Origin of the sequence: Pseudoalteromonas sp. CR1, assembly GCF_019392235.1 — a bacterium.
Lineage (GTDB): Bacteria > Pseudomonadota > Gammaproteobacteria > Enterobacterales > Alteromonadaceae > Pseudoalteromonas.
On the sequence record NZ_JAHXRM010000151.1, the window covers coordinates 1 to 281 of the forward strand.

The 281-nt window shown below is 61.2% G+C and carries 1 protein-coding gene; it reads right to left on the reverse strand.

Annotated elements, in window-relative coordinates; genetic code table 11:
* Window positions 1–281: lipopolysaccharide kinase InaA family protein (locus KZZ04_RS18875; RefSeq protein WP_219423783.1), on the reverse strand; the 281-nt coding region annotated here is incomplete at both ends.

Genomic DNA, 281 nt, shown 5'->3' on the forward strand with positions numbered 1-281 from the left:
TCAAACGCTGGCGGCACTTTTCGAAATCCAGCAGCGCCACTTCCACATTGGCCGAGTCGCCCTCGCCGGTTACCCGTACAAAGATGTGTTTGATGTACAGGCAGCCATGCTGCCAGCGGCCCTTGTGCATTCTCGCCAGGGTGCCCGCCAACTCTTTGAGCACGCGCTCGTGGACCAACTCGCCGTACTGCTCGCGGCCACCGGCGGCGTACCAGTTTTCGATCTCGTCGAAACCGTCCAATGACGCAGTCACCAACAGCGCCTTCCACTGGTGCTCCGGG